The following is a 23,560-nucleotide window of genomic DNA, read 5'->3' on the forward strand; positions in this document are numbered from 1 at the left end:
TTTATTTTACTTTAAAATAATGAATTGTTTTGGGTTTTAATACTATTTGTCCTTGATTTTCAATTTCTTGTTGATCAATTAAAGAAATAAGATTTTCATTTAAAGAAATGGTAAATTCTTGATCATCTAAATTTAATGCTACAATAATTCTTTCTTGTTGATCATTTCTTTCAAAAACAAATTGTTTATTTGTTAAAACCAATTCTTTAAACTCACCTTTTTGTAAAGCAGATGATTGATTTCTAATAGAAATCAATTTTTTTATATATTTTGTTAAACCATTAGGCATTGGTTTGGTAAACTCTGGTCTTAAAGAATCATCACTTTCCTGTTCTTTCTTTCCGGTTTGTCCCCATTCACTTCCATAATAGATACATGGTATTCCTGGTAAAGAAAATAACATACCATAAATAAGTGGTAATTTTTCTAAATCTGTTAATTTAGATGCTATTCTTTCTACATCATGATTATCAACAAAACTAAATAATGTTTGTCCTCTATACATTTCTCCATAATTACGTTTTATTGTATGAGCCATTTCAAACATATTTAATGAATTAAATGAAGACCAAAGTCCTTTAAAACCAGAATAATCAGTAATACTATCTAAATGTGCTTCACTAAACATATATCCTGCATTATCACCTAAAACTTCACCTAACAAGAAAAAATCCGCCTTTTTTTGTCTACAATGATCTTTTAACATTGCCATAAACCATCTTGGTAAACTATAGGCAACATCTAAACGAATACCATCAATATCAAAGGCATCAATCCAATAATCAACAGCACTTAATAAATAATTTTGAACATCTGGATAATCTAAATTTAATTTAACTAATTCATAATGTCCTTCCCATCCCTCATAATAAAAACCATCATCATAAGGTGAATTGCCGTTAAAATCAATTCTAAACCAATCTTTATATTGACTATTTTCTCTATTATTTAAAACATCTTGAAAAGCAAAGAAGCCTCTTCCTACATGATTAAAAACACCATCTAAAACAACACGCATCCCTCTATCATGTAAATTTTTACAAATTTCAATAAAATCTTCATTTGTTCCTAAACGTTCATCAATTTTACAATAATCTCTTGTATCATAACCATGATGATCACTTGAAAATACAGGATTAAAATAAATAGCATTTATCCCTAAATCTTCAAAATAATCCATAAAATCATTCAATCTTAAAATACGGTGTTCCACAATTCCATCATTATCACGAGGAGCCCCACAAAAATTAAGAGTATAAATTTGATAAAATACACTTTCATTAAACCACATTATAAAAAACCTCCTTATACATCTATCTATTATTATACACTATTTAGTTAGAGTTATTTAAAAAATATGATATAATATACTATATATAAGGAGGTTCTTATTATGACTCAAAAAATTATTACTATTACAAGAGAATATGGTTCTGGAGGAAGATTGATTGCTAAAAAAGTAGCTGAAGCCTTAAATATTGCTTTCTATGATAATGAACTTATTGATGAAACAGCGCGCCAATTAGGTATTGATATTGATACAATTCGTAAAGCATCTCAAGAAAAATCATCAAGTTTTGCTTATTCACTTAATAATGGTCCTCTTATTTTACCAATTAATGACCAAGTTTATGCTACACAAGCCAAAATCATTAAACATCTTGCTGAAAAAGAAGATTGTATTATTGTTAATGGATGTGCAAACTATATTTTAGAAGACTATCCTCATGTTTTAAGAATATTTGTGTATGCTCCTTTAGAATCTAGAATTGAACGTGTTGAAAAAGATTATAAAGAAGAACATGAAAATACTAAAAAATATGTTCAAAAAAGAGATAAACAAAGAAAGAGTTATTATAATTATTACACAACAAATACTTGGGCAAATATGAAAGACTATGATTTATGTATTAATAGTGATATGGGAATTGATGAAATCGCTCAATTAATTGTTAAAGTTTATCAAAACGGAAAATTATGGAAATAATATAAAAAATATTCAGGACACCCTGAATATTTTTTATTCTGGTAAAAATTGAATTGCTACTCCTAAAAGTCCTGAACCAAGATAACAAGATAAAGCAGCACCAACATGACCATCGATTATATATGTAAATTGAGGAAACCTTTCTTTTAACATTCCTTCCAAAATATTTCTTTCTTCCAAATTATTAGCATCTGCAATAGCCAATGCAAATTTTTGATGTGGATTTTCTTCAAGATGACTTTCTATTAAATCTATCAATTTTGATTTCACTTTCTTTGAACCTCTCACTTTAGCTGGAACATAAATTTCTCCATTTTCTTTTTCAAAAGAAAGAATTGGTTTAATCTTTAGTGTTGTTCCTAAAAATGCCGAAGCCTTGCCAATGCGTCCACCTTTTTGTAAATAATTTAAATCATCTATTGAAAAATAAGCATAATTTTGATAGCACAAAAAATCTGCAATTTCAATTAATTCATCAAAAGATTTTCCTTCTTCTCTATATTTAGCAAGACTAACAGCAATAACTCCTAATCCCACTGATGCACTTTGACTATCAACAATATAACATTTTAATTTCTCATAAGTTTGACAAAATAACCTCATTTGATTACCTGTCCCAGATATACCACTAGATAAAAATAAACCTATAACATGAGTATATCCTTTATCTTTTAGTTGATCTAACAAATTAAACAAATCTTCTCCAACTGGTGAAGAAGTTTTAATTACTTTTTCATCTTGAATCGCATAAATATCATTAGAAGTAATATCTACACCATCTCTATAACTCTTTCCATCATATTGAATTTGTATTGGTAAAACATGTATATCATATAACTCTCTATATTCTTTTTTTATATCACTACATGAGTCTGTTATAATTGCAATTTTTTCCATTTGTATCTCCTTAAAGTTACTTTGAACTTCATACTAATGGAACTTATTATAACTATTTGCATATAAAAAGCAAGATTTTTTAAAAAATAAGTATCGCATCAATGATACGCGAAACACATTGAACTACTACCGATCCCATCATTAATGCACCTAAAATGATTGTAACTAATCCCTTATTTGATAATTTTTCCATAATAGTTCCTCCTTTTGTTTCTTTAATTTCAACTTTTAAAATTTATTTTTGTTATTGTATCTTTTTAAGACACTTATAATATAACTCCGTCACTAAGTTTCGTCAATACTTTTGTGTCTTTTTTAGATATTTTGTTTACTACATAGTCTATAATATGGTAATATTAAGACACAAGGAGTGATAAGATGACAGGTGAACGTATTAAAAAATTAAGAAAAGAAAAGGGTTTGACACAACAACAACTAGGAGAAATGCTCGGTGTTCAAAAATCAGCAATTGCTAAATATGAAAACGGACGTGTTCCTAATTTAAAAAAGGAAACACTTTCCCGACTTGCAGAAATATTTAATGTTACTCCTAATTATTTATTAGGTATTGATGAGCCAGCCTATCATGGACATAGTCATAATATAGATATTCCCTTATATAGTGATGTTTGTTGTGGAGATGGTATTTTTGTTGAAGACAATATTGAAGAATATATTTCTTTACCTGAATCTCTATTAAGTTCTCGAAAGGATTACTTTTGTCAATATGCTGATGGAGATAGTATGATTGATGAAAATATTCAATCTGGGGATCTTATTATTTTTGAAAAGACACAGCAACTTAATAATGGTGATGTGGGATGTTTTGGCATTGAAGATAATATTGCAACATGTAAAAAATATTTTAATGATTCTAAACAAAACTGTATTATTTTACAACCTGCAAATGATAAATATTCTCCAATTATTATTAATGAATATAATTATCATGAATTTAAAATCATTGGAAAACTTGCCCTTGTTATTTCTAAAAGAAACTAAAATTAAAACTCCGTTTCAAATGAAACGGAGCTTTTTTTATTAATTTTAATTATTTTACTGTAATTAATTCTAAATAAGAAGTAGTTCCAGCAACACCTGGTGTACCAGCAGTAACAATGATTTGTTCACCTGGTTCAACTAAGTTTTCTTTAGCGATAACTTGAGCATATTCAATCATAGCAGCTCTTGTATCCATTTGTTTACATAATACTGATTTAACACCCCAGTTGATAGCTAATGCTCTTGTAGTTTGTTCATTTGGAGTAGCAGCAATAATCATAGATTTAGTACGATATCTAGACATTTTTCTAGCTGTAAATCCTGAATCAGTGAATGCAACGATTGCAGCAACGTTGAATTTAGATGCGATTTCAGCAACTGACATACAGATAGCTTCACTTTGATCTAATGGAGCAGTTCTGATTGCTTTTCTTTGTAATGAAGCATAATCTAAAGTTCCTTCAGTTTTTAAAGCAATTTTAGTCATAGTTTCAACAGCTTCTACTGGATATTTACCTTGAGCAGATTCACCAGATAACATGATTGCATCAGTACCATCATAGATTGCGTTAGCAACGTCAGATACTTCAGCACGTGTTGGTCTTGGGTTTTCTTGCATACTATCTAACATTTGAGTAGCAGTGATAACGATTTTACCTGCAGCACGACATTTATTGATTAATTCTTTTTGAATTAATGGTACATCTTCAGCAGGAATTTCTACACCTAAGTCACCACGAGCAACCATGATACCATCAGCAACTTTTAAGATATCATCCATGTTTTCAACACCTTCGCTGTTTTCAATTTTAGCGATGATTTGAATTTCAGGACGACCGTTTTCAATTAATAATTTTTTAACATCTAAAACATCTTGTGGACGTCTTACGAAAGATGCAGCGATGAAATCAACACCTTGTTGACAACCAAAAGTTAAATCTCCGATATCTTTTTCTGATAAGTAATCGAATCCTAATTTGATTCCTGGAACGTTGATTCCACGTTTGTTTTTAACAACACCATCGTTAGCACAGATACATACGATATCAGTACCATCAACATGATCAACTAATAATTCTACTTGACCATCGTTTACTAAGATGAAACCACCTGGTTTAACATCTTTATATAAATCTTTATAAGTGATTGTAAATCTTTCACTTGTTCCTTCAATATCTTCTACACAGATAGTAGAAACTTGACCTTTTTTGAATTCAGTTTTTCCACCAACGAAATCACCAGTTCTAATTTCAGGTCCTTTAGTATCTAATAAGATAGCTACGTTTTTGTTTAATTCTTTGTTGATTTCTCTTAAAGTTTTAATTCTTCCCCCATGTTCTTCGAAATCACCATGAGAGAAGTTTAATCTCATTACGTTCATACCAGCTTGAACTAATTTAGTTAAGACTTTTTTGTCTTCAGAAGCTGGCCCAATTGTACACACAATACGTGTTTTCTTTTTTCTTTCTTTTTCTAATACCATCCTAATATCCTCACAATCATATTTTCATTTAAGTTTATATTAACGAAGTTTAATAGCATCTTCGTAAATACTAAAATCAGTTTCACGTTTATGTCCTAATACTTCAGTAATTGGTAATCCTTTGATTTGACCATTTACTTCACTTACACATAAACCACCTTTTCCAGCTTCAAGTAATTCAACGGCATAAACACCCATTCTTGAAGCAAGAACTCTATCTCTTGCTGATGGTCTACCACCACGTTGCATATGTCCTAAAACGTTTGCACGAGTTTCAAAACCAGTTGCAGCTTCAACTTTTTTAGCTAATTCATGTACATCTGTAATATGTTCTGTAATAACCACGATTGCATGTTTTTTATCAGATGCTTTTGAAGCTTTTAATACTTCAATCACTTTATTTTCATCAAAACCAATTTCACTAGTGATTACCATTTCAGCACCATCAGCGATACCAGCATTGATAGCTAAATCTCCACATCTACGTCCCATAACTTCAAGAATAGTACATCTTTGATGAGAACTTGATGTATCTCTTAATTTGTCTAATGCATCAACAATTGTATTTAATGCAGTATCAAATCCAATTGTATGATCAGTATCAGGAATATCATTATCAATTGTTCCTGGAATACCGATACAGTTGATACCCATTTCAGTTAACTTTAATGCACCATTGTAACTTCCGTCACCACCGATAACAACTAAAGCTTCCATTCCTACTTCTTTCATTTTTTCAATTGCTTCTTTTCTTACTTCAGGATCTTTGAATTCAGGGAATCTTGCTGATTTTAACATAGTACCACCAATATTAATGATGTTACGAGTACTATGACGATCAAACTTAATAAATTCTCCATCGTGTAATCCTTTATAACCAAGTTTTACACCATATACTTCAATTCCTTTATTTAAGCATGTACGCGCTACTGCTCTTACAGCAGCGTTCATTCCTGGAGCATCTCCTCCAGAAGTTAAAACTCCTATACATTTAACCATAATGTTCACTCCCTATTTCATAACATTTCATACATAGTGATTTTAGCACAAATCATGACTTTTCTACAAGAATTTTTACACATTTATTATGCTAAATCTTATTGTTTTATCATAATTGGCATACTCATTGTAAATATTGTGTTAAGTAAGCGCTCTACTTTTATTTTTTCACGCGCATCTTTTTTCAAAGTATAGATTTTAATTAAATCATCTTGGGTGTATTGACTGGTAAATAGCGTTATCTTTTTATTTTGATTACGATATGTCAATACAGCTGCTAAAACTTCATCTCTTGACCAGCCTGTTACATTTTCTCCACCTAGATCATCAATCACTAAATAATCTACATTACGAAGTTCCTCTATATTATTATCATTTCCAAATTCACTAAAAGAATTCTTTAAATCGATTAAATATGTAGGAAAATGCACATATCCTAAATGATACCCTTGTTTAGCAAGTGATCTTGTTAAAAAACCAGCTAATGTTGATTTTCCACAACCAGATGGCCCACAAATAAATAAACCTTTTTTTGACGTATTCGATAAAAAATGATCAATTGTACTTGCAAGTTCTTTGTTCATAATATCTTTAATTGATTTTAAATCAGATAATAATAAATCATCACTCACATTCGAAACAGTAATATGACTTAAAATATTTTGCTTTTCTAATATTTCTTTTCCATACTTACAAGGGACAAGTATTGTTTTTAAATGATGATTTTCAACATGAACCGCTTGCTTCATTCCTTTAGAAACTTTATGACATTGATAAAGCCCCCTACAATCTTTACATTTTTGCATATCTTCTTGAAAATCTAAAAATTCAACCCAATTTTCTTCTATAAAATCTCGTCCTACTTGTCCATCAGATAAAACTTTCATTATGTACGGATCCTTTATAAGTTCATTGATACTTTCTTCTTTTTGTTTTTGAAAATTTTGATCATCATCAAATAAATGTAAATCTTGTAAACTTTGCATTTTTTCTCCTCCTAGTCATATTTTTCTAACATTGCAAGAGCATCTTCATCAATATTATCTGCTGTTGATTTTTCTTGAGAAACAATTTGAATATCTTTTGTAAAATCATCCCAGTCATGATGTTGTTGATTTTGATATTTCAAATAAGCTTTTCCTTCTTCTATCGCTTCTTGAACCGTTTTTATTTTTTTTCTTTTCCATTGACTTCCTAAAGCTTCTATAAAATTTTTAGGTAATGATTGATTACACTTTTGAAGTGTTGTTTCTATTAAAACATTGACAACTCCTGGCTCTAATTGTAACGTTGTTAAAACAGATTCGACAACTTGAAGATCTCTTTTTAATGGTTCTTTACCACCCGTTTTATCTTTTAATAAATCATAAGGTGAAATATTTTCTAAATAATAAATATGTTTTTGTAAAGAAGATTCTCCCTGTTTTTCACTTTGAAGCAAAGGGGATTGCTTATGAAATACCTCTGTAAATTTTTCCGGCATTTTTAAATCATAATAGTTTCGGCAGTTTTGAGCCAATAACCGACTATTTAAATGATTTTCAATCATTGATTGTTTGACAAGATTTTGCATATCTAAAGCATTGATATGATATAAAATTCCTAATTGTTGAATTATTTTTTCATCTTCTTGATCAAACATTTTCTTAGATAATTGTAAATTTTCAATGCCTTGATAAAACAACGTTAGATCGTAACTATTTTCAATAGAATTTTGTATTTTTTGTTTATATTTTTTTTCTTTTAATATATTTTTTTCATGATGATGAATTTCAAAAACATCTGTAAACGATGCTGTCATTTCTTGATAATCATTTAAATTAACATTATACGTTTGAAAAATCGCTATTGTTTTTTCATATTCATCTTTCAATCTATCTTTCAATAAACGATCAAGAATTTGATGATTAATAAATTCTTGAGGTGATAACGGCATTTTCAAATCAAAAAGATAACGATTATCATTCGTTTGTTTAACATATGAACATACAAGTCCTACAGCTTCTAACTTATCAAAAGATTCCTGTAAAGAATTTAATGAAAATCCTGATAATTTACATAATCTAGAAATCAAAGAAGGACTTTTTGTAAGCGTCATTTGATCCAATTCACTATTGAGTGTTAGATAAAGAGCAGTAGCTTCCATCCCAATCAATGGTTGATAAAGTTGTAAAACTGTTTTATAACCAGTTAAATCAAGCATATAACTACTTCTTACTTGATAAACATCACTCGTTAATAATTTCTTCATGACTGATCCTTTCTATAAATTCATCAATTTGTTTATATAACTCTTCTATCCCTTGATTGTTATCAAAAACAATATCGGCCATTTCTCTTTTCTTTAAAGAAGAAATTTGGTTATTGATAATTGTATAAGCATAACTTTCATCAATATGATCTCTTGCCATCAATCTTTGAACTTGTCTTTGTTCATCTAAATAAACAACAATAATTTCATCACACAAATATTCTAAATGAGACTCATATAATAAAGGAATATCTAAAAAGATACAATCTCTCTCTTTATTTTTTTCAATTTCTTCCTTCATTTTTAAAATCACATAAGGATGTATAATAGCCTCTAACTGTTTTTTAGCATTTTTATCATGAAAAACAATTCTTCCTAATGCCTTTCGATCAACAATTCCATCTTTAACACATCCAAATAACTCTTGAACCTTCAAAATACATTCTTGATCAATTGTTAGAGCATTTCTTGAAATCAAATCCGCGTCAACAACAAGATAACCTCTTTCTATTAAATAATGTGTGACTGTCGATTTCCCACATGCAATACTTCCTGTTATTCCGTATACTTTCATCGTTTTGCCTTTTGACATATTGGACAATAATATGTTCCTCTTTCATTAATCATTACTTTTTTTATCTCATGTCCTAATGGACAATGCTTTTGCATATGCACTTTTAATTGCACTTGAAACAAACCATCAATTCCATTAGCACTAAAAGAATGAATTGTCGTTCCACCTTGTAAAATAGCCTTATTTAAAATCTCACAAGCAACATCCACTAATTCTTTAACTCTCTTTTTACTTAAAACATTGGCTTTAGTATAAGGATTTAAATGCATTTGATAACAAATTTCATTTGCATAAATATTTCCTATCCCTGTCATAATACTTTGATCTAGAAGAACTGTTTTAATCGCTTTATTTTTCTTTTTAAGCTTTTGATAAAGCTCTAAGTAATCTATTTCAAAAGGTTCAGGGCCTAATTTGCTTAAAGGCAGTTGATTTTTATAATCATCATGATCCACCAACTTCATTCTTCCAAACTTTCTAACATCATTATATCTTAACTCCATACCCTCATCTAATACAAAGATAACATGGTCATGTTTAGAAAGTATATCCCCTTTTTTACATATTTGATACTTTCCTTCCATTCTAAGATGAGAAATAAAGGCAACATCCTCCAATTTAAAAATCAAATATTTCCCTACACGATCAATCTCTGTAAAAGTCTTATTTTTTAAAGTTTGTACAAATTCTTCTTGATCATCATCAATGATTTTAGGATATAAAATTTTTATATCTTCAATTTTTTTATTTAAAATAAAATTTTCTAATGTTCGTCGAACCGTTTCAACTTCTGGTAATTCTGGCATTTTTTCACCTACTTTAACTCATACCAATTTTTAGCGTAAGTTCCTTCCGCTTTTAATTCCACTTTCATTTGATAAGCACTTTCCATTCCTTCTTTTACAAGTTTCATCATTTTATCCAATTCATCTTGATAAACATCAAAAATCAACTCATCGTGTACTTGTAAAATCATTTTTGATTTCATATGATTTTCTTTTAATAATTGATCCACTTTGATCATTGCAAGCTTGATAATATCAGCGGCTGATCCTTGAATTGGAGAATTCATCGCTAATCTTTTTCCAAATTCTTGTCTCATATAATTCTTTTCATTGATTTCTGGAATATATCTTTTTCTATTTAAGACGGTTGAAACATAACCATTTTCTTTTCCAAAAGCAATGCTTTTATTCATATAGTCTTTAATCTCAGCATATTTTTCAAAATATTTTTCAATAAATGATTTAGCTTCTTTAACAGTGACACCTAATTGTTCAGCCAAACCATAATCAGACATTCCATAAATAATTCCAAAGTTAACAGCTTTTGCATTTCGTCTCATTGTTGATGTAACCTCTTCTTCACTTACACCAAAAACAACACTTGCGGTATGACGATGAATATCTTTATCATGATTAAAGGCATCTATTAAACTTGTGACATTGGCTAGATGAGCAAGTACACGTAATTCAATTTGCGAATAATCAAAAGATATTAAATAATCATATTCAGGAACAAACGCTTTTCTAATAAGTTTTCCTTCTTCTGTTTTGACTGGTATATTTTGTAAGTTAGGATCTGTTGATGATAAACGTCCTGTTTGAGTTAAAGCTTGATTATAAATAGTATGTGTCTTTCCATCAATAAAGATTTGTTCTTGTAACCCAATAATATAAGTTGAATAAAGTTTACTTAATGTACGATAATTTAGAACTTTATCAATAATTGGATGAACATTTTTTAATTTATTTAAAACATCTACTGATGTGGAATAACCTGTTTTTGTTTTCTTACCATTAGGTAATCCTAAATCCTCAAAAAGAACTTCTCCTAATTGTTTAGGAGATGAAATATTAAATTCTTTATGTGCCAATAAATAAATTTCTTTTTCTAATTGATCAATTTGTCCTTTAAAAGTATCTCCTAATTGTTTTAAAACATCTTTATCCATTTTAGCTCCTTGAAATTCCATATCCGCTAAAATATACGCTACAGGCATTTCAACATTTTTGTATAAATCAAATTGTTGATCTTTTTTCAATCTTTGTTCTGCTTCATTTTTTAATTCATAAATTGCTTTAGCTTGTAAAACATAATGTTTCGATAAGACATCTTCTTCAGGAACATGTTTTTTAGCACCTTTTCCAAAAACTTCCTCATCAAATTGTAAATCAAAATATTGATAATAATCACAAACGATTTTAATTTCATCTTTTAAAGAAGGATTTAAAATATAAGAAGCAAGCTGTAAATCAAAAGTATACCCTTTAACTTCTAATCCATGCCAACGACAAGCATTGATACATTTTTTTATATCATAACCATATTTTTCAATCTTTTCATCTTTTAAGAAAGCCTTAAAGTTTTCATCATGCATAGCATTTTCTAAAGAAATATAATAGGCTTCATCTTTATTATAAAGACCAAATCCCAAAATAGCCGATTTATGATAATTCGTATCATAGACTCCTGCAATTAAAGCTGTATTCTTTTTAATATTTGGTAAAGTTTCAACAATTTTATATTCTAAAGGTTTACTTTGCTTTGTTTCTGTAGAAAGAGACATTCTTTTAAGTAAAGAGTTCATATCATAACGTCTGTAAAACTCCGCAAGATCATCATTATATTCTTGTCCTTCATATTTCCAAGCATCTAAATCTAATTCAACAGGTGCATCTGTTATAATTGTGGCAATCTTTTTAGATAAAAGGCCCAATTCAATATTCGTTCTAACTTTCTCACCCATTTTACCTTTTAATTCATCCATATGTTCCTTTAGATTTTCTATTGTCCCATATTGATTTAATAACTTCAAAGCCGTTTTTTCACCAATTCCTGGAATTCCTGGAATATTATCAGCACTGTCTCCCATAAGACCTAAAAGATCTCTCATTTGATCAGGTTCTAAATTATATTTTTCTTTAAAACTTTCAACTGTAATAACTTCATAATCATTGGTCTTTTGAGGCTTTTTGTATTGTTTAACATTTGAATCAATCAACTGCATCATATCTTTATCATTTGTATAAACAGCTACTTCCATGCCTTGATTTGACGCTTTTTTAGAAATCGTTCCAATAATATCATCACCTTCATATCCTTCTTTTTCAATATAAGGAATATGATGAGCTTCTAAATATTCTCTAACCATTGAAAACTGACAAACAAGTTCATCCGGTGTTGGCTTTCTTGTCCCTTTATATTCTTCCAATAGCTCACTTCTAAAAGTCTTCCCTTTTGCATCAAAAGCAACCACAATATACTCAGGATTTTGTTTCAATAAACTTTCTAATCTATTAGCAAAACCATAAACTGCATTGGTTGGTACACCATCTTTATTGACCATTAAATTTCCCATAGCAGCTGTTGCATAATAACAACTAAATAACCAAAAATTCCCATCTATTACAACTAATTTTTCCATTTTATACCTCATTTACTTCTTTAACATTTTGTACCACTAAAGAAAGCTTATCTCGATAATTCATCTTTCCTTCAATACATACAATCTTATTTTTTTCTAATAATGTCTTATATCTTTGATACGTTGAAGAAAAAACGACTCCCTCAACATTTCCTGTTTCATCAAATCCTTCAATAAAACACATTTCATTTCCTTTTTTATCAACGATCACTTTGACCCTAAATAAAGATAATAATACTCTCACATTTTTTGAGACATACTCATTTAAATTTGCGACTGCAAGAATTGGTTGATTGATTTTTTGTTTCATATAAGCCAAAGGATGTTGTGTTAAATACACACCTAACGCTTTCTTTTCTAATTCTAAACGCACCATTTTATTTTCTTTAATAATTTCTAAAATAGGTGGTTCATCAATACCAATCATATTTTTTAAATGTGCATACTCTGTAATCTTTTCTAAATTAGCTTTTAAAGTCGCACGATTAAGTCCAAATTCATCAAAAGTACCCGCATCAATTAAACTTTCTAACATTAAACTCGTGATTTTCTTTCCTTCCATTCGCGAAACAAAATCAAAAATATTTTTAAACAAGCCATTCTTTTGTCTTTCTTCAACAATTGCTAGATAACCTGCCTGTCCTACATTTTTAATAGCTAATAAAGAAAAACGTAAATCACCTTCTACTTGTTTAAAATAATGTTCAGAATAATTAATGGATGGCGGTAAAATTCTAATTTGATATTTTTTAGCTTCTGCAATATATTCCATTTTATGAACATCACTATTTTGTTCATTAGAAAGAATTGCTCCATAAAAAGATAAGGGATAATTAGCTTTTAAATACGCAAGTTGATAACCAATTAAACCATAGGCAATTGCATGAGCTTTATTAAAGCCATAATCTGCAAACTTTTCAATTAATCCAAAGATATATTCTGCCTGATTTTTTTCATAACCATTTTTTAAAGCACCACTTATAAATTCCTCTTTCATTGATTCCATCAACCCAAGTGTCTTTTTAGAAGTTGCTTGTCTTAATATATCTGCTTTAGCAAGTGAAAAACCAGCAATTTTTTGTGCTACTTGCATTAATTGTTCTTGATAAATAATAATACCATACGTTGATTTTAAAATATCTTTTAAATCATCATGTGGGTATTCCACTTTTTCTTGATGAAATTTTCGAGCAATATAATGAGGAATTTGTGACATAGGTCCTGGTCTATATAAAGCATTGGCAGCTCCAATATCTTCAATACTGCTTGGCTTTAATTTTCTAAATAAATTCTTCATCCCTGGTGATTCTAATTGAAAAACACCTAACGTATCTCCATTTGATAACATCTTAAATGTTTTTTCATCATTTAAAGGAATCGTATTTAAATTTAAATGAACACCTTCATACTTTTCAATATTTTTTAAAATATCAGAAATTACAGTTAAATTCTTCAATCCTAAAAAATCCATTTTTAATAAACCAACACTTTCAATATAATTTTTAGAATACTGTGTCAATACATTTTGATTAGGACCTTTTGTTAGAGGAACCACTTCATTTAAACAATCTCCTGATAAAACGACCCCTGCAGCATGCATTGAAATATTACGTGGTAAACGTTCTATAAGATAGATTGCTGGTAAAATCTTTCGTAACATTTCTTCTTGATTGACCATACTTGCAAAAGCATAGGAAGATTCATAAACTTCTTTTACTGTTTTTCGATTTTTTCCTTGTGTTGGAATATACTTTGACATCATTTCTAATTTAGGTAAAGGAACTGAAACGACTTTTCCTAAATCTCTTAAAGCAACCTTAGGCCCATAGGTAGCAAAAGTAACAATTTGTCCAACATGTTCTTGTCCATACTTTTCTGTAACATATTTAACAACTTCATCTCTTTTATCATCTTGAAAATCAATATCAATATCAGGCATTGAAACACGCTCTTCATTTAAAAAACGTTCAAATAATAAATCATATTTTAAAGGATCAATATTCGTGATTCCTAAAACATAACTCACTAAACTTCCAGCAGCACTTCCTCTTCCTGGACCGACTTGAATATCATGTGTTTTCGCAAATCTTACATAATCAAAAACAATCAAAAAATAATCATTGAAGCCCATTTTAGCAATGACTTTTAATTCTTTTTTTAAACGTTCTATATAAGTTCTAGGAACTTCTTTTCCTTTAAATCTTTTCTTTAAACCAACAATACAAAGTTGCTGTAAATAATTTTGGCTCGTCACATTTTCAGGTAAAGGATAGTGTGGTAAATGCATTTGATTGGTTTCGATAGTGACATTGCATCTTCTTAACAAATCATTTGTATTTTCTATAATTTCGCGATCAAACAATAAAGACATCTCATAAGCATCTTTTAAATACATCTGATTTGTTTGTACTTTATAATTTCGATCAATTTTTTCGCCATGGATACTTGCTTGCATTAAATCAACCGCTATAGCATCTTGTGGATATAAATAACGTACTTCATTCGAAGCACAAACCTTCACTTCTTGTAAAGTGGCAAGTGCTTTTAAACGTTCATTTAAAAATGATTGCATTTTTAAATGATGATCTTGAATACAAATATAATAATTATCTTTAAACATCTTTTTAAACAATGCAATATATTTTAAAGCCTCAGATTCTAACTCTTTTAAAACAAGCCTTTCAACAATTCCTTCTTTACATCCAGAAAGAATAAAAAGATGTTCACGATATAAAAATAATCTTTCTAATTCAATCGCTTTATGTTCACTTAAATTAATATCACTACATATTTTCATTAAATCATGATAACCAATTTGATCTTTTGCATAGAATAAAAAAGGATAAACTTCTTGATCAATAAGTACATCCCCTTGCATTCCAAAAATAGGCTTGATGTCATAATGATGACAAGCATTAGAAAATTCAATCGCACCATACATATTATTGATATCTGTTAAAGCCAATGCTTCCATATGCAATTCTTTCGCTCTTTTACATAAATCTTGAATCAAAATCGTACTATTTTGAAAACTATAACAACTATAGATATTCAATTCACCAATCATGTTGCCACCACCTTTTTCCATATTATACGCTAAATCATCCTTGATTAAAAGAATTACAAAAATGTTTTCAAAGATAATAAAATTAAAATCAAACCAACATATAAAGTTAAAAATAAATACAGCATTTCAAAAAAAGAATACGTTAAAACAAGCATAACAAACAACCTATAGATATATAAAATAACTGTATAGTAATGATAACGAATCTGTAAAACACAAAATCTTCTTTGCCAAATGATAATGACAATAGATAAAAACATCGCTATAAAATGAAAAGGTAAAAATAACGAAGACAAAATAATTTGCAAAATCAAACAAATCCCTACTAGAAACTGCATTTTTTTGATTCTAATTAACATAACACCACCATTTTATTTTATGAAAGAAACAAAAAAAGAGCACTTATTTAGCATGCTCTTGTAAACTTTTTGCAAGCTGTGCTGGACAACTTGTTGGTTTTGCTCCACATTTGATGTCTTTTAAACGTTCAATAACTTCATCAACTTTCATACCCTTTGCTAGTGCAGCAACTCCTTGAGTATTTCCTGAACATCCACCTGTAAAGATAACATTTTTAACAATCCCATCTTCAACTTCTACATGGATATTTCTTGAACAGACACCTCTTGGTGTATAATCGTATTCCATTTTTATTCCTTCTTCCTATTTTTTTGTAAGTTTAGCAATTGATGTCACATATGATTGATACATATGACTATCTACTGCTTTGATCTCTTCTACTTTATAATATTTTGATAATTCTTGCAAATCTTTTGCAAGCATAGATGTTGAAGAATTCATATAAATGACTGTTTGTACTTTTCCAAGTCTTAAAGTATCCTTTAATTCATTAGAAATCCCATTGACTCCTTGAATAATCACTGTATCATACACTTTCTTTTTTGCAAAAGTAACCATTTTTTTAATTGGTTGACCATAAACAAATTTAATATTTTCTTTTCCTAATAATTTAGCATTATAAGTAGCACTTTCAATATTATCTTTCTTTTCATCAATAGCAACAACTTCTTGATCTAAATTCATTTCTAAAATACCATTTTCACAATTAATAGAAATAATCTTTTTACTTCCTTTGACCATTGTTTTAACAATCTTATTTCTAATTTCAAAAGATTCTAAATGATCTGGTAAAGTTGTTTTAACAGACATAATATATTTTTTACCATCACAAATAAATTCTTCTTTCGTATTTCCAAAAATCTTCTTATAACCTTGACTTTCAAAATCTTGATATTTAGAAGTATTAATTGACATAAATAAACCATTGACTTGTTTTAATTTTTTAATATCACTTACCACTTCATCTTTTAAACCGTCTTTCCCTGTAATAATGATGACTTGTACTTTATCTTGGAAAACACGTAATTTAATAAATCTTAAACCTGTTCTAAATTTATCATTATATGTTTTGCATTGATGATTATTAAAAACTTCTTCCAATTGTAATAATGTTTGATTAATTAATGGATGTTGTTTCATACACCCTGTCATCACTGTTAAATATTTTGTTTCTCTTTGATAAATCCCAAAAGTAACTTTTCCTTTAAAATCTACAATTGGTAAATTAGCTTGTGTAAGGAAACCATTTTTTTGATTCATCCCAATAATTTGATCAATCTTAATTTGTGAACGATCTAATTCTGTATACTTCTTTAAAGATTCTTTAATTAAATCTTTTTTATGTTTTAATTGTGCTGGGTAAGCATAATGTAATAAATTACACCCCATACATTCTTTATTCGCACGACATGGATTTTTAACACGCATTGGTGAAGGTTTAATGACTCTAATTAAATCACCAAAATAATAATTTTTATTATTGTATTGTTTGGCATCAATTTCTACTTCTTCATTTAATAATGCCCCTTTAATAAAGACAATTTTACGATTAATGTAACCAATACCTTCTCCATTGATTCCCATTTTTTTAATTTCAACTGTTGTTTTCATATAGCCTCCTTAAAAAAGGAAAAGCATCTTATTGATGTTTTTCCTCTCCTTCTTCCTCTTCTTTCATTTCATGTATTATTAATCTAAGAAGTTCAATTCGATTCTTATGCATCTTTTCGATAATAATTGTAACTCCTGGAAATTCAATTTTATCTTTTATTTTAGGAACACCACTAAACTCTCCTAAAACAAGACCACCGATTGATTCAAAATCTTCCGATTCAAAATGAGTATCAATTTCATCATTGACCTCATTTAAATTTAAACTACCATCTACTAAATACTCATGATCATTGATTTTAACAATATCATCACTTGTATCATCATATTCATCATCAATTTCACCAACGATTTCTTCAACAATATCCTCAAAAGTAACAATTCCACTCATAACACCATATTCATCTAATACAATAGCAAGTGTTGCATGTTCCTTTCTCATTGAAGCAAAAACATCATTGACTTGATTGAATTCATAGACCACAAAAGTCTCTCTCATATACTTTTTAACATCAAAATGTTCTTTATCAATATCGATAAACAACAAATCTTTCATATTTAAAACACCTATAATTTCATCAAAAGACTCATCATGAATAGGATATCTAGAATACTGTGCATCATGATAAACATTCATTAATTCATCATATGTACAATCATCCGGTAAACTTTCAACATGAATACGTGGTGTCATAATCTCTTTGATTTCAGTTTCACCAAATTCAAAAACATTATGTATCATTTCTTTTTCTTCTTTTTCTAGAACACCTTCTTCATGTCCAACTGTTACAATTGTTTTCAATTCTTCTTCAGTTAAACTAGGGCCATGTTCTTGATTACCACCTAAAAGTTTAATAATAAATCCTGTAATAATATTCAACACAAAAACAACTGGTTTAGTAATTATACAAACAAAACGAATAAATGGTGCTAAAGCAAAAACTAATTTATCAGCGTTTTGAGTAGCAAGAGATTTAGGTGTGATTTCACCAAAAATCAAAATACACAATGTTACAACACCTGTTGCGATTGCAACTGTTTGTGCACCATCTCCAAAAATAGCCATAATCGTTGCTGTTGTAAGTGACGAAGCACCGATATTTACTAGGTTGTTTCCTACTAAAATAGCACTTAATAAACGATCTTGATTATCTAATAAAGACTCTACTAATTTTGCTTTTTTATTTCCTTCTTCAGCAAGTGTACGTATTTTAATTTTACTTACCGATAAAAAAGCTGTTTCACTACAAGAAAACAACGATGATAAAATTAATAAAATGATTAATGATATGATATTCATTATCTGGGCAGAATCCACTTTTACATTTCTCCTTTGATTCTATTATTGAAAATTATAATAGTATAATTACAAAAATTTGTCAATATTCCATTATTTTTATATAAAGTTTATGTAATGATGATAAAAATCATCAATATCTTCATCATATACAACTAACACTTTTTTACCTTTGATTCCTAATTGATAATGGTCAATTTCAACAACTTGGTCAAAATACATTGATTTTCTTTTTTTAAATTTCTTTAAAACATTTTGATATGTATTATATCCAATTTCATCACTACGCCATGAACCTTTTTCTTCAACGATTTGGTCAATCTCTTTATCACTTGGCATTCTTGTTTGTCTTTCACGTTCAAGAACCAATTCTTTAAAAATATTTTTTGAAACAAAAGTATTTAAACATTGATAATAACCTTCAAAAGAATAAATTGCTTCTCCATCATCTTTATCTTTACCTATTTTTTGAATAAAAGTTGTCGTATCAACAAGTAGATTTGAATTATTTTCATCTATCCTTTTATTTTTTGGCAAAGTGATCGTCGTTTCTTGTTTATCTAATTTTGAAAAATCAATTTCATTATACAAAAAGTAAACACCTACAAAAACAGCAACAGAAACAATCACTGCTATTTTCTTTTTGATTGGATTTTTAATTAAAGGAATTTTTGTATTAATAATTGTCGCAAATAATGTAATTAATATAAAATAACCCAAAAAGCTTAAAAGTGAACTTAAGTTATTCATTTTTAAAACAAATAACATTCCAATCATCAAAATAGCTAAAATATCTATAACAATGCGAACAAAACCATCTAAATATTTAAACTTTTGATAAGAATACGTTCTTTTCTTTAAAGCACGTCTCTTTAAATAAATAAACAATGCTGCAAATAGCCATAAAAAACAGCCTACATAAATAAGAAAAAAAATGAAACAAACATTTAAATTTAAAAATATCGAACCCCAAGAAAAACGATACAACCAAGAAAAGAAACTTGTAAAACCATAAAAGATCATAGCCGCAAGAATGCACATAGCAATTGCCCATGGTTTAAACATTTTTAATTTTACCTCACATAAAACATCTTCATCACTTGATAAATCTTCCGCATCTAAATTAACATTTCGATAAATATGCATATCTTGCATACAACAAACATGTTCATATCCTAAATGGTCTAAAGTTTCTAAATAGTCATCCGTTAATGGATTATAATCGACTTGATATTTATAAACTTGTGAGGATTTTTCAAACTTAAAAAATGAATTAACTGATACAAGATTCCATCCTTTTTTAGACATTCTATCTAGATAAGGAATTAATATTTCATCATAAAACAATCTATTTTTTAAAAATGTATACTTATATTTCATCTTCATAATCCTTTTTCATAAACAAAATAATTTGTTTTTGCATCCTTTCCTTTTCTAATTCAAGTCTTTCTTTTCCTTTTTGAGTAATTATGTATATTTTTCTTTTATTTTCTTCTTTTAATAATTGAATATATCCTATATTTTCAAAACGTGGCAACAACGCATAAAGTGTTCCAGCACCAACTCTAACATCACCTTCCGTCATTTCATTTACTTTTTCCATAATTTCTAAACCACATATGGGCTCATATAATGAAAGTAAAATATAAAACATTTGTGGAGTTAATGTTTCAAATTCTTTTCTCGCCATTTTCTCACCTCTTTTATCGAATATCGATAAATATTTCAATCCCATTATATCGATATTCGATAATAAAAGCAATATAAAAGCGGACTTTTGCCCGCTTAATTTCTAACATATGCTTTAATAACTTTTATTGTTTCATCATTTAAAGGTCTAATTGTATATTCTTTAACATTTGCAGGAACAATAAATGTTTCTTGATTTCTGGATATTCTTTTTTATAAGTCTACTGCTTGCTGATTTATAAGCATTGATAAATTTAGAAATCTCACTATTAGGCTGTCCTCTGAACAGTACATGAACATGGTCTTTATCGTGGAGCTAGACCCCTCCCTACGCTTCGCTTAGAGGAAGGGGATTGCGCTCCTGTTTTTGTTCAATAAAGAAACCTCTCTTTATCTTCTTTAAAACATCTTCATCATCATTATCTTGTTTAAAATTAGGCATCCATTTTCGATATCTCAATTGAATTTTCCAACGAGCAAGATCACAATAAATCAAAGTATCACCTTTATGAATGTAACTCGCTCCAACACCATAAATCAAAACCCTACCTTTATGACTAGCAAGTGATTGATATTGAGCCAATTTTATATCATCAATAAAATCATCCATCTTTCCATAATATATGACTCCTCTTACACGATTTTCTGTTAAAAAAGGCTTCATCATTTTATTAAGCTCATCTTTTTCATAAAATACATCTTCACTTTTAATCACGAAATCAGGTTTATAAATTTCTTTAATTAAATCAAAGATTTCGTCATCGACGCCAGGATAACAATCTACAGTTAAACAATAATTTTCTTCTTGTCCTAGATTTTCTAAATATTTTTTATTTCTGTTTTGCCTGTACAAGCTTCATTTTTATATCCACTTATATTTATTTCTGGAAATTTATCATAATTCATTACTATCACCTAAATTCCTTTACACTTGTTATTTTATATTTAAATTATATCCCATATCATCATATGAATCTACAAATCTCAAAACATATTATTCCCCTAACATAATAACAATCGTATCTCCTTCTTCAACATACTCACCTTTTCTTGGTAATTGATCAATGACCTTATTTCCTTTACCAACAAAAGTAATACGTAAAGAAATATTTTGAACTTCACTTCTTTTTTTACCGATATAATTTTCTACTTTGATTGTTCTTTTATCCATTATAGAATATGATTTTTGTCTTTGAGATTTTACCTTTTTAACATTTAAAGCTGGTAAAATATCAACAAACATCTTTCTAGCGATAGGAGCAACTGTTGTTCCACCATATTGAATACAGTTTTTTGGATTATCCATTGCCACATACAAAACAATTTGTGGATCATCAATAGGAACAACGCCAACAAAAGAGAGAATATAACCACTTCCAACATAGCTTCCATTAACCGCCTTTTGCGCCGTTCCTGTTTTACCACCAATACGATAACCGTTTATATAAGCATTTCTACCTCCACCATCAGTCACGACACTTTCTAGCGCATCTCTTACTTTTTTAGATGCTTCTTCTTTAATAACCTGTCTTTTTACTTTCTTTTTAACTTGTTCAACAATTTCATTATTTGAACTGTTACTGATTTCTTTTAAAATATGCGGTTGCAACAAATAGCCACCATTGACACAAGCACAAATAGCAGTTACCAATTGTAAGGGCGTTACAGATATGCCTTGTCCAAAAGCAACGGTCGCTTGTTCAAGTTCATGAAAGTTTTTATAATCAAACATAATCCCACATGATTCTCCAGGTAAATCAATTCCCGTTTTTTCAGTTAAGCCAAAATTTTGAACATATTGATACAATCTCTTTTTTCCTAATCTCCTACCAATTTCTACAAATCCTGGATTGGATGAATTTTGTAAAACTTCTCTAAAAGTCTGTAGTCCATGCCCCCCTTTTTTCCATGATTTGATTCTTGCACCTGAAACATATTCATATCCTTTATCATAATAAGTATCTTTATCCATATCAAATAAATTTTCATTTAAAGCACTTGAAAAAGTTATGATTTTAAAAGTTGATCCTGGTTCATAAGTTTTCCAAATTGGAATATTTTGATTATAAATATCTTTATCCTCATTTTGATAATCATTAGGATTAAAGTTAGGATAACTGGCGATTCCTAAAATCTCTCCATTTTTAGGATTCATCGCTAGTGCCCAAATACCATCTGGATGATACGTATCATAAGCATTTGATAATTCTCTTTCAAGGACATCTTGAATTCTTTTATCTATGGTCAAAGTGATATTCATTCCACTTTGACTATACGTATAATGACTTGGATACATTTTTAAATTATGACTTTTAGCATCCATATAATAATCAATCGAACCGTTTTTTCCTTTTAAAAACGAATCATATTCTAACTCCAATCCTAATAATCCTTGATTATCAATTCCAACAAAGCCTAAACAATGACTTAAATAATTATTTCCCGGATAATATCTTTTTGTATCTTTAATCAAATAAACACCTGATAAATGCAATCTTTGTATTTTACTTGCAACTTGATTATCAAGTTGTCTTCCTTCTGGAGAAATTCTTTGAATCGACACATTTTTATTTAATTTTTCTTTCAAAACATTGACATCTACATTTAAAATTTTACTTAATTCTAAAGCTGTTGTTGCTTGATCCTTTATTTGACTCGGTACAACAACCAAAGAAGCCGTTGTAAGATCTGTTGCCAGTACATTTCCACTTCGATCATATATTTTCCCTCTATTAGCTTGTACAGGAAAAGACCTTTGCCAAGACTCTAATGCTTTATCATAAATATTTTTACGATCAATGATTTGAATATACCCCACTTTAAAAATAAGCGCTAAAACAATGAGATAAATACATATTTTAATGATTTTGATCTTATTAACAGATTGTTGAAACAACATAAATCTCACCATTATAA

General features: G+C 28.7%; 20 protein-coding genes and 1 pseudogene. 2 read left to right on the forward strand and 19 right to left on the reverse strand.

The features are described from left to right. Position 1: 1 nt before the first annotated feature. A complete protein-coding gene (locus Fi14EGH31_RS10285; protein ID WP_200764780.1) occupies positions 2 to 1,291 on the reverse strand; it encodes an alpha-amylase family glycosyl hydrolase in 1,290 nt (429 codons plus the stop codon). 102 nt (positions 1,292 to 1,393) lie between these two features. Here Fi14EGH31_RS10285 and Fi14EGH31_RS10290 point away from each other — a divergent pair, with 102 nt between their 5' ends. Next, positions 1,394 to 1,987, forward strand: coding sequence for a cytidylate kinase-like family protein (locus Fi14EGH31_RS10290; protein WP_022002925.1), 594 nt, complete (start codon positions 1,394 to 1,396; stop codon positions 1,985 to 1,987). 33 nt (positions 1,988 to 2,020) lie between these two features. Here Fi14EGH31_RS10290 and Fi14EGH31_RS10295 read toward each other — a convergent pair whose 3' ends face one another. Then, positions 2,021 to 2,884: a DegV family protein gene (locus tag Fi14EGH31_RS10295; RefSeq protein ID WP_022002926.1), complete on the reverse strand. Its 864-nt coding sequence runs from the start codon at positions 2,882 to 2,884 to the stop codon at positions 2,021 to 2,023. 378 nt (positions 2,885 to 3,262) lie between these two features. Here Fi14EGH31_RS10295 and Fi14EGH31_RS10300 point away from each other — a divergent pair, with 378 nt between their 5' ends. Beyond that, a complete protein-coding gene (locus tag Fi14EGH31_RS10300; protein ID WP_022002928.1) occupies positions 3,263 to 3,886 on the forward strand; it encodes a LexA family protein in 624 nt (207 codons plus the stop codon). 49 nt (positions 3,887 to 3,935) lie between these two features. On the opposite strand, the gene pyk is transcribed toward Fi14EGH31_RS10300, so the two are convergent. From pyk to Fi14EGH31_RS10385, 17 genes and pseudogenes are all read right to left on the reverse strand, one after another. Then, positions 3,936 to 5,369 (reverse strand): pyruvate kinase, encoded by a 1,434-nt coding sequence (gene pyk / locus Fi14EGH31_RS10305; protein ID WP_022002929.1) that lies wholly within the window; start codon positions 5,367 to 5,369, stop codon positions 3,936 to 3,938. A 39-nt stretch (positions 5,370 to 5,408) separates the two neighbouring features. Then, complete coding sequence (pfkA, locus tag Fi14EGH31_RS10310) at positions 5,409 to 6,368, reverse strand: 6-phosphofructokinase (protein WP_022002930.1); 960 nt, start codon at positions 6,366 to 6,368, stop codon at positions 5,409 to 5,411. Positions 6,369 to 6,466: 98 nt separating this feature from the next. Next, positions 6,467 to 7,354 carry an ATP-binding protein gene (locus Fi14EGH31_RS10315; protein WP_117480214.1) on the reverse strand — a complete coding sequence of 296 codons (888 nt, stop codon included), beginning with the start codon at positions 7,352 to 7,354 and terminating at the stop codon, positions 6,467 to 6,469. 11 nt (positions 7,355 to 7,365) lie between these two features. Beyond that, positions 7,366 to 8,619 carry a DnaD domain protein gene (locus Fi14EGH31_RS10320; RefSeq protein ID WP_117787153.1) on the reverse strand — a complete coding sequence of 418 codons (1,254 nt, stop codon included), beginning with the start codon at positions 8,617 to 8,619 and terminating at the stop codon, positions 7,366 to 7,368. Beyond that, positions 8,597 to 9,193, reverse strand: coding sequence for a dephospho-CoA kinase (gene coaE / locus Fi14EGH31_RS10325; RefSeq protein WP_117347849.1), 597 nt, complete (start codon positions 9,191 to 9,193; stop codon positions 8,597 to 8,599). Before coaE ends, Fi14EGH31_RS10320 begins: the two co-directional genes overlap by 23 nt. Then, positions 9,190 to 9,999, reverse strand: a complete 810-nt coding sequence (gene mutM / locus Fi14EGH31_RS10330) for a DNA-formamidopyrimidine glycosylase (RefSeq protein ID WP_117346633.1) — start codon at positions 9,997 to 9,999, stop codon at positions 9,190 to 9,192. Before mutM ends, coaE begins: the two co-directional genes overlap by 4 nt. An 8-nt stretch (positions 10,000 to 10,007) precedes the next feature. After that, the gene (gene polA, locus Fi14EGH31_RS10335; protein ID WP_117825215.1) at positions 10,008 to 12,620 is read right to left on the reverse strand and encodes a DNA polymerase I; all 2,613 of its coding nucleotides are present in this window, start codon (positions 12,618 to 12,620) and stop codon (positions 10,008 to 10,010) included. Position 12,621: 1 nt separating this feature from the next. After that, positions 12,622 to 15,687, reverse strand: a complete 3,066-nt coding sequence (gene dnaE, locus Fi14EGH31_RS10340) for a DNA polymerase III subunit alpha (RefSeq protein ID WP_200764781.1) — start codon at positions 15,685 to 15,687, stop codon at positions 12,622 to 12,624. 53 nt (positions 15,688 to 15,740) lie between these two features. Next, a complete protein-coding gene (locus tag Fi14EGH31_RS10345; RefSeq protein WP_022002937.1) occupies positions 15,741 to 16,046 on the reverse strand; it encodes a hypothetical protein in 306 nt (101 codons plus the stop codon). Positions 16,047 to 16,089: 43 nt separating this feature from the next. Next, positions 16,090 to 16,335 carry a TIGR03905 family TSCPD domain-containing protein gene (locus Fi14EGH31_RS10350; protein ID WP_022002938.1) on the reverse strand — a complete coding sequence of 82 codons (246 nt, stop codon included), beginning with the start codon at positions 16,333 to 16,335 and terminating at the stop codon, positions 16,090 to 16,092. Between the two features lie 15 nt (positions 16,336 to 16,350). Next, the gene (locus Fi14EGH31_RS10355) at positions 16,351 to 17,658 is read right to left on the reverse strand and encodes a TRAM domain-containing protein (RefSeq protein WP_107028890.1); all 1,308 of its coding nucleotides are present in this window, start codon (positions 17,656 to 17,658) and stop codon (positions 16,351 to 16,353) included. Positions 17,659 to 17,686: 28 nt separating this feature from the next. After that, a complete protein-coding gene (locus tag Fi14EGH31_RS10360) occupies positions 17,687 to 18,958 on the reverse strand; it encodes a hemolysin family protein (protein ID WP_230311039.1) in 1,272 nt (423 codons plus the stop codon). Between the two features lie 96 nt (positions 18,959 to 19,054). Continuing rightward, positions 19,055 to 20,335, reverse strand: coding sequence for a DUF2812 domain-containing protein (locus tag Fi14EGH31_RS10365; protein ID WP_200764782.1), 1,281 nt, complete (start codon positions 20,333 to 20,335; stop codon positions 19,055 to 19,057). Beyond that, a complete protein-coding gene (locus Fi14EGH31_RS10370) occupies positions 20,325 to 20,645 on the reverse strand; it encodes a PadR family transcriptional regulator (RefSeq protein WP_022002942.1) in 321 nt (106 codons plus the stop codon). Before Fi14EGH31_RS10370 ends, Fi14EGH31_RS10365 begins: the two co-directional genes overlap by 11 nt. A 181-nt stretch (positions 20,646 to 20,826) precedes the next feature. Continuing rightward, positions 20,827 to 20,957: pseudogene (locus tag Fi14EGH31_RS10375) on the reverse strand (transposase); the annotation flags it as partial. Positions 20,958 to 20,972: 15 nt separating this feature from the next. Next, positions 20,973 to 21,497 carry a hypothetical protein gene (locus tag Fi14EGH31_RS10380; protein ID WP_200764783.1) on the reverse strand — a complete coding sequence of 175 codons (525 nt, stop codon included), beginning with the start codon at positions 21,495 to 21,497 and terminating at the stop codon, positions 20,973 to 20,975. A gap of 141 nt (positions 21,498 to 21,638) precedes the next feature. Beyond that, entirely contained in the window at positions 21,639 to 23,543 is a 1,905-nt protein-coding gene (locus tag Fi14EGH31_RS10385; RefSeq protein ID WP_200764784.1) for a penicillin-binding transpeptidase domain-containing protein, read from the reverse strand. Positions 23,544 to 23,560 lie beyond the last annotated feature (17 nt).

The organism is Faecalibacillus intestinalis, assembly GCF_015097455.1.
GTDB lineage: Bacteria > Bacillota_I > Bacilli_A > Erysipelotrichales > Coprobacillaceae > Faecalibacillus > Faecalibacillus intestinalis.